At 66.7% G+C, this 866-nt stretch carries 1 protein-coding gene; it reads left to right on the top strand.

What is annotated here, in order from left to right; translation table 11 throughout:
• Nucleotides 1-68 precede the first annotated feature (68 nt).
• Complete coding sequence (locus QMK30_RS38345; RefSeq protein WP_283522953.1) at nt 69-788, top strand: IS6 family transposase; 720 nt, start codon at nt 69-71, stop codon at nt 786-788.
• Nucleotides 789-866: the final 78 nt, after the last annotated feature.

Here is an 866-nt window from a genome sequence, read left to right as displayed (position 1 = left end):
GGTGTTGTCACGTTGGCTGACCGGCGTGGGATGATCTTGTGATTGGCCGTGCTGGGAGGGGATCGTTCGTGGCGTCGACGCCACCGTCGTACAGGGGCCACCGCTATCCGCCGGAGGTGATCGCGCACTGTGTGTGGCTGTACTTCCGGTTCCCGCTGTCGTTCCGGGAGGTGGAGGAGCTGATGCTCGAGCGTGGCGTGGTCGTCTCCTACGAGACGGTCCGCCGGTGGTGCCTGAAGTTCGGTCAGGACTACGCCAACGCCCTGCGGCGCCGGCGCCCCCGCCCCGGTGACAAGTGGCATCTGGAGGAGGTCTTCGTCACGATCCAGGGACGGCAGCGGTACCTGTGGCGGGCCGTCGACCAGGACGGCAACGTGCTCGACATCCTTGTGCAGAATCGGCGCGACAAGGCTGCGGCCAGGCGTTTCTTCAAGAAGCTGATGAAGGCGACCCGATCGGTGCCCCGGGTGGTGGTCACCGACAAGCTCCGCTCCTACGGCGCCGCCCACCTGCAGGTCATGCCCTCGGTGGAGCACCGCGCCCACAAGGGCCTGAATAACCGCGCCGAGAACTCCCACCAACCCACCCGGCAGCGCGAACGCGCCATGAAGGGCTTCCGTTCCGTCGGCGGAGCCCAACGGTTCCTGTCCGCGTTCAGCGGCATCTCACCCCACTTCAGGCCACGACGCCACCTCATGAACGCCTCCGAACACCGCCTCGAAATGACCCTCCGCTTCACCATCTGGGACCACATCACCGGCAGTACCAGCCTGCCCTCCACGGCCTGACCCAGGACCGCCACCCGGGCCCACTACGCCCTGACGCACCGCCAGAAACTCACACCCCCACCAACGTGACAACGCCCG

This window comes from Streptomyces sp. H27-C3 (genome assembly GCF_030063415.1).
In the GTDB taxonomy this organism is placed as follows: domain Bacteria; phylum Actinomycetota; class Actinomycetes; order Streptomycetales; family Streptomycetaceae; genus Streptomyces.
The sequence above is the reverse complement of the archived record's forward strand: the minus strand, read 5'-3'. Positions and strand labels throughout refer to the sequence as shown.